Source organism: Allobosea sp. CER48 (genome assembly GCF_044752385.1).
Classification (GTDB): Bacteria; Pseudomonadota; Alphaproteobacteria; order Rhizobiales; family Beijerinckiaceae; genus Allobosea.
This window is the reverse complement of the sequence record NZ_JBIWYK010000178.1, coordinates 1-6224: the sequence shown is the minus strand read 5'-3', so window position 1 is coordinate 6224 and position 6224 is coordinate 1. Positions and strand designations below refer to the sequence as shown.

Here is a 6224-nt window from a genome sequence, read left to right as displayed (position 1 = left end):
CACCCAGCCCGGCTGGATCAGGTCGGGGTTCTTCACCGGCGGCGTATTGGCCTTGACGATCTCGGTGTATTTGGCGCCCTGACCCTTGCCGTAATGCTCCTCGGCGATCTTCCAGAGCGTGTCGCCCTTCTTCACCGTGTAGAACACCGCGGCCGGCGCCTCCTTGTTGACGGCGAGATCGGATTCGACCTGGGCCACGCCCGTGGTGTTGCCGAGCGCCAGGATGATCTTCTCGGCCTGCTCGGTCGAAACCGCATTGCCGGAGACCTTCACCTTGTCGCCGTCGATCTGGATGTTGACGTCCGAGGGCAGGCCGTGGCCGGCCAGTTCCTTCTGCAGATCATCGGCCGTCGCGGCCTTGGCCGAACCCGAACCGAAGATCTTGGCGCCCGCTTCCTTGATGAAACTGAACAAACCCATGGAATGCCCTCCTTGTTTCGGGTGGCTATCAAGCCCTGTCGGGGCGCCGCATGCAAGCCGTGGCGGAAAAGGTGTTTTCCCCGAACCCGAACATCGTTTGGGCGCGAAGGGTCCGCAGAGCCCTTTCCTGCTCGCCACGCGGCTGGCAAGAACGTCCCACGCAAACCGGAGTTCCCCATGCTCAGTCTCGCCCAGGCCCAGACCATCCTCCAGGCGGCGCTCGCCCACGCCGAAGCCAACGGCTTCAAGCCGCTCGCCATCACAATTATCGATGCGCGCGGCGCGCAGAAGGCCTTCGCGGCGCAGGACGGCACGAGCCTCAAGCGCGGCGAGATCGCGCTCGGCAAGGCACATGGCGCGGTCGCGCTCGGCATCGGCTCGCGCGCGCTGCACAAGATGGCGCTGGACCGGCCCTATTTCGTCGAGGCTGCGACCCATGCCGTCGGCGGCTCGCTCGTTCCCGTGCCCGGCGGCGTGCTGATCCGCTCGCCCGAAGGCGCGCTTCTCGGCGCCATCGGAATTTCCGGCGATACCTCGGACAATGACGAGGCGGCGGCCTGCGCCGGCATCGCCGTTGCCGGGCTCAGCGCCGAGACCGGAGCCTGAATCCGCGTTTTTGCACTTGCCAACAGGCCCTCGAAGCCTCATGTCCTGCCGGCGTCTGAGTTCGTTAAACCGTACAGTTTGGACCGGATCGAAGGTAGGATCATGAGCGAAGCGGCAGCCGCCAACGAAAACGAAGTCATCACCACCGACGTCGTCATCATCGGTGCCGGACCTTGTGGCCTTTTCACCGTCTTCGAACTCGGACTGCTCGACATCCGCGCGCATCTCGTCGACATCCTGCCGAAGGTGGGCGGGCAGTGCGCGGAGCTTTATCCGGAGAAGCCGATCTACGACATCCCCGGCTTCCCGATGGTCACTGGCCAGGCGCTGGTCGACAACCTGCTCGAGCAGATCAAGCCGTTCGGGCCGACCTTCCATCTCAACCAGATGATCGAGACGCTGGAGCCGATCGGTACCGCCGAGGCGCCGCGCTTCCGCGTCACCACCGATGCGGGCACGGTCTTCGACACCAAGACGGTGATCATCGCCGCCGGTGGCGGCTCCTTCCTGCCGAAGAAGCCGCCGATCCCCGGCATCGAGACCTACGAGAACGGCGCCGTCTTCTACGCGGTGCGCAAGATGGAGGCCTTCCGCGGCCGCAACATCCTGATCGTCGGCGGCGGCGATTCCGCTCTCGACTGGACGCTCAATCTCCAGCCCATCGCCAGCCGCGTGACGCTGATGCACCGCCGCGACGATTTCCGCGCGGCGCCGCACTCTGTCGAGCAGATGCGCGCCCTCGTCGCCGACGGCAAGATGGACATGAAGCTCGGCCAGGTGACCGGCCTCAAGGGCGAGAACGGCAAGCTCGAGGCCGCGATCTGCCGCGGCACCGACAACCAGACCTTCGAGATCGCCTGCGATACGATGCTGCCCTTCTTCGGGCTGACCATGAAGCTGGGCCCCATCGCCGACTGGGGCCTGAACCTGCATGAGAACCTGATCCCGGTCGACACCGAGAAGTTCGAGACGAACGTGCCCGGCATCTTCGCCGTCGGCGACATCAACACCTATCCGGGCAAGCTCAAGCTCATCCTTTCGGGCTTCCACGAGGCCGCACTCTGCGCCCAGAAGGTCCACCGCTACGTCTATCCGGAGAAGCGGCTGACCTTCCAGTACACGACGTCATCGTCGAGCCTGCAGAAGAAGCTCGGCGTCGCCTGAGCAGCGGCTTCGATATCCGGCAGATGCGGAAAAGCCGCGGCGAGAGCCGCGGCTTTTTCTATCAGTGCGGGCCGATATCGCCCGGAATATGAGCGGCGGCCGTGGCGTTTCGGACCGGCTGGCCTTGGTTGCCGCCGAGCCCGAGCGAATTGCGCACGCTCTCCGACGGCCCCGCCAATGCCGGCCGCTCAGCCGGGCCGGTGACGATCTGCGGCTCGTCGTGCATCGGCGGCAGCGGCAGGCTGTCCTCAGGCTCCTGCGGCTCGATGCGTGCCTTGAGCTCGGCGATCGCGCCCCAGAGCGGCTGGAAGCTGAAGCGCACCTTGTGCGTGCCCGCCGGCACCTGCACGGCGCGGAACAGCACATTGGCACGCAGGATTTCCGTCTCGGCGCCGTCGACCTCGGCCTTCCACCACGGATGCCAGATGTCGTTGAGCACGACGAAGCCGGCAACCGGAGTGGTGACCTCGATCTCGACCTCGGCATTGCGGTAGCGCGTGAGCTTGACGTCCGCCTGCACGGAGACGGGCCCCTCCGGGGTCGCGACCGGCGGCTCGACATCCAGCAGCACCGCCTGCTGCGGATCGGTTTCCGGCCAATGCCCGGAAAGCTTCATGCTCTCGAAATCGGCGAATTGCCAGCCGCCGACGAACTGCACGCGCGGCAACGCATGCGGGTTCTCATAGACGTAGCCCTGCTTCGTGCGGGCAATCAGCTGAAGATCGCCTTCGCGCAGTGCGTGATCGACTTGCTCGATCGGGACCGGGGAGGCGATGTAGCGCAGCCCCAGCAGGTTCGCGAGCCTGCAACGATATGACGGGAAAAGCGGCGTGAACTTGCGGTCGGCCGGCTTGGCAATGCCGTCGCCCGTGCCGACGGCCTCCGAGAAATCTTCCAGCCGCAGCGGATTGTAGCCGAGCGTATGGTCGAAACCGTGGACCATGCCGGCATTCGGCCACTCGAAGCCCATGCCGAGCAACTCCACCCGGTCGCGGCGCGGCGAGTCCTCGGGCTGGGACGTCAGCTGCTTCAGCAACGCGATGGTGTCGTTCTTCGTGCCGGCATCGAGCACGTCGTACATCTGGGGCGACAGCGCAGTGGATTCGTTGGGGCCGTTGTTGGCGCCGAGATCGGCGGCAACCACGCCCGTGACCAGGACGGCCGCAGCAACCGTGCCGAGCGCGCCGCGCCAGCGCTGCAGGGCAAAGAAGGCAATGCCGGCAACCGCGAACCAGCCCAGCGCGATGACGACCGGCTTCCAGGCATCGGCGAGGTGACCCCACCCGCGCGAGATCGCGAGCGAAAGCATGATCGTGCCGAGGACCAGCCCCGCTCCGATCAGAAGATCGCGGCGGAAGGAAGTGCCCTCCTCGGCCGTCAGGATGCGGTGAAGCACATAGCCTGAGAGCACCGCCGCCAGTCCGCCGATCAGGAAGGTCGCGTCCGCCGGCCGGCGGAACTGCTTCACGCCGGGCAGGTACTCATAGGCGAGATGGAACAGCGGCGTGTAGCGCCCAAGCGCGAACAGCACCATGAAGACGAACATCAACGTCAGCGGACGCACCGGCTTGTCCCAGAGCCAGCCGCGAGTCAGCCCGGGCGCCAGCAGCAGCAGCAAAGGCAGAGCACCGAAATAGACCTGCGCCATGTTCTGGGACAGGTAGAGCACCTGCGGGTTGCCATAGGGCCCCCAGAACTCGACCGCCGGGTCCTTGGCGCCGAACAGGTCACCCACGAAGGCCGAGAGCAGCGAGACCGGATGCAGCGAACCGCGGGCGGCGATCGCGAAATCGATCTCGGGCCGTGTCGTCGCCTCGGCAAAGAGCCAGGTCCAGATCAGCGGCAGGGCGATCACGGCGAGCCCGACGACGCTGGCGGCCGTAATAGGCAGAAGGCTGCCGCGCAGCGCGGGCCACCCGCCTGAGATCCAGTGCGCGACCACCATCGCGAACAGCACATAGCCGCCGAGCAAGGCGACCTGGTCCGGCTCGAGAACCATCAAGCCGGCGGCCAGACCGGCAAGGGCTCCAGACAGGATGGAAGACCGTTGCAGCATCCGCGCCGTCAGCCAGAACGCGATGGCGAAGAAAGCAAAGCTCGCGATCTGCCCGACATGCTGGACGCGCCAGGCCGCCGAGGCGCCGAAGGCGAAGACCAGTGCCGCCATCAGCCCGCCGGCCGGGTGCCAGCCGCGATCGCGGAAGAACATGATCAGCGCGAGACCGCCTGCGAGCAGATGCGCCAGCACATAGGCGTCGACCTCGCGGAAGCTCGGCGCCGGCGACAGCAGGGCGAGGAGGATCGCGGGCGAGAAGATCAGCGACTGCGGATCGGCGATCTGCGGCGAGCCGGCAAAGACGTTGTGATTCCAGAAGGGAGACTGGCCCGTATGGATCGCGTTGGCGAGGAACTGGACCTGAGCCTGGAAATGGGCCTTCGCATCGAACGGAATCGTGACCGCTCCCGAAAGCCAGGGCCAGCACAGGATGCCCCATGCCAAAGCGAAACCGATGGCCGCCAGCAGGTAGCCGGCGCCCCTTGCATTCACGCGTCTCAAAGGGACCCCCAAGGTCCTCGGCACGAACGGTCCCGTTCTGGGATCCTGTCTCCAGCCCTGTCAGTGCACGGACCATGGTGGCGCGCACCTGAACCGAATCTGAACGCGATCACGCATCCGTGAGGAGAGCGGCAAACAGGCTGAAGAAAGCGGAAATCCGGCGCGCGAATGACGCGGTGGTCAGGTTATCGCGCCGCCGCGAGCCAGCCGGCCAGCGCCCGCCGCTCCGACGCCGTCATGCCGGAGAGATTGTTCGGCGGCATCGCATGGGTCATCACGGCCTGCGTGCGGATCGCGCGGGCATGGATGGCGATCTGCTCGGGTTCGTGCAGCAGCACGCCTTTCGGCGCGATCTGGATGCCAGGCCAGGTCGGTTCCGGCGCGTGACACATTGCGCAGCGCCCTGTGACGATGTTGGAGACCTCCGCGGGCGGCAGCGTCATCCCCGCCATCAGGACGGGCTTCGGCAGCTCGCGCGGCCTGAGGCCGAGTTGCTCCCGCCCGCCGGGCGAGGACGACATCGCCACCCAGAAGGCGAGCCACAGCGCCAGGATCGCCACCGCCCAGCACCACCAGGGCGATTTCCCGTGGTCGGCGTGCCGGACATTGAAGAAGTGCCGGATCAGCGCGCCAGCGACGATCACCAGCGCCACCAACTGCGGGATCACTGCTGAATTGGCATAGGTCACCGGGTAGTGGTTCGACAGCATCAGGAACAGCACCGGCAGGGTGATGTAGTTGTTGTGCGTCGAGCGCTGCTTGGCCGCCTTGCCGTATTTCGGGTCGGGCTTCTCGCCGGCGACGAGCGCCGCGATCACCTTCCGCTGTCCGGGCATGATGTTGAAGAAGACGTTGGCGGTCATGATCGTCGCCATCAGCGCGCCGGTATGGATCAGCGCCCCCCGCCCCGAGAACACGTTGGCAAAGGCCCAGCTCGCCGCGACGACATAGCCGAAGCCGACGAGGCCCAGCAGGACGTCGTGTTTGCCCAGCGGCGACCTGCACATCAGGTCGTAGACCAGCCAGCCGACGACGAGCGCGGCGATGCCGATGGCGCCGGCCGCGAAGGGCGAGAGCTGCATCACCGCCGGGTCGATCAGATAGAGTTCCGACTGGGCGTAATAGACCCAGACCAGCAGGAAGAAGCCCGAGATCCAGGTCCAGTAGCTCTGCCATTTGTGCCAGATCAGTTCGGCCGGCATCACGGCGGGTGCGACCATGTACTTGCGCATCTCGTAAAAGCCGCCGCCATGCACCTGCCAGGCGCGTCCGCCCGTGCCGGACGGGATGTCCTGCGCCGGCTTCAGCGAGGCGTCGAGGTGGATGAAGAAGAAGGAAGCGCCGATCCAGGCGATCGCCGTGATGACATGGAGCCAGCGCAACATCATGCCGCCCCATTCCATCAGATAGGCTTCGAGCATGGCGCTGCGCTCCGCGAAGGCTGGTAACGGTCCCGAATCCGGAGAGTGCCGCTCCG

The 6224-nt window shown here is 66.0% G+C and carries 5 protein-coding genes; 2 read left to right on the top strand and 3 right to left on the bottom strand.

What is annotated here, in order from left to right; genetic code table 11:
* Positions 1–420: peptidoglycan-binding protein LysM (lysM, locus tag ACIPIA_RS08700; protein ID WP_400508594.1), on the bottom strand; the 420-nt coding region annotated here is incomplete at its 3' end.
* A gap of 177 nt (positions 421–597) precedes the next feature.
* Between lysM and ACIPIA_RS08695 the strand changes: the two genes are divergently transcribed.
* Both ACIPIA_RS08695 and ACIPIA_RS08690 read left to right on the top strand, forming a co-directional pair.
* On the top strand, positions 598–1026 hold the full coding sequence (locus ACIPIA_RS08695) for a GlcG/HbpS family heme-binding protein (RefSeq protein ID WP_400508592.1): 429 nt from the start codon (positions 598–600) through the stop codon (positions 1024–1026).
* Positions 1027–1128: 102 nt separating this feature from the next.
* Positions 1129–2190, top strand: a complete 1062-nt coding sequence (locus ACIPIA_RS08690; RefSeq protein WP_400508590.1) for an NAD(P)/FAD-dependent oxidoreductase — start codon at positions 1129–1131, stop codon at positions 2188–2190.
* A 61-nt stretch (positions 2191–2251) separates the two neighbouring features.
* On the opposite strand, the gene ACIPIA_RS08685 is transcribed toward ACIPIA_RS08690, so the two are convergent.
* Both ACIPIA_RS08685 and ACIPIA_RS08680 read right to left on the bottom strand, forming a co-directional pair.
* Positions 2252–4738, bottom strand: a complete 2487-nt coding sequence (locus ACIPIA_RS08685; protein ID WP_400508588.1) for a hypothetical protein — start codon at positions 4736–4738, stop codon at positions 2252–2254.
* Between the two features lie 194 nt (positions 4739–4932).
* Positions 4933–6224 (bottom strand): urate hydroxylase PuuD (locus tag ACIPIA_RS08680; RefSeq protein ID WP_400508586.1); only part of this gene is annotated, 1292 nt, incomplete at its 5' end.

Bases quoted from the DNA above. Each gene is read 5' to 3' on its own strand.
- ACIPIA_RS08695 (WP_400508592.1), top strand. From the start codon at position 598: ATGCTCAGTCTCGCCCAGGCCCAGACCATCCTCCAGGCGGCGCTCGCC.
- ACIPIA_RS08690 (WP_400508590.1), top strand. From the start codon at position 1,129: ATGAGCGAAGCGGCAGCCGCCAACGAAAACGAAGTCATCACCACCGAC.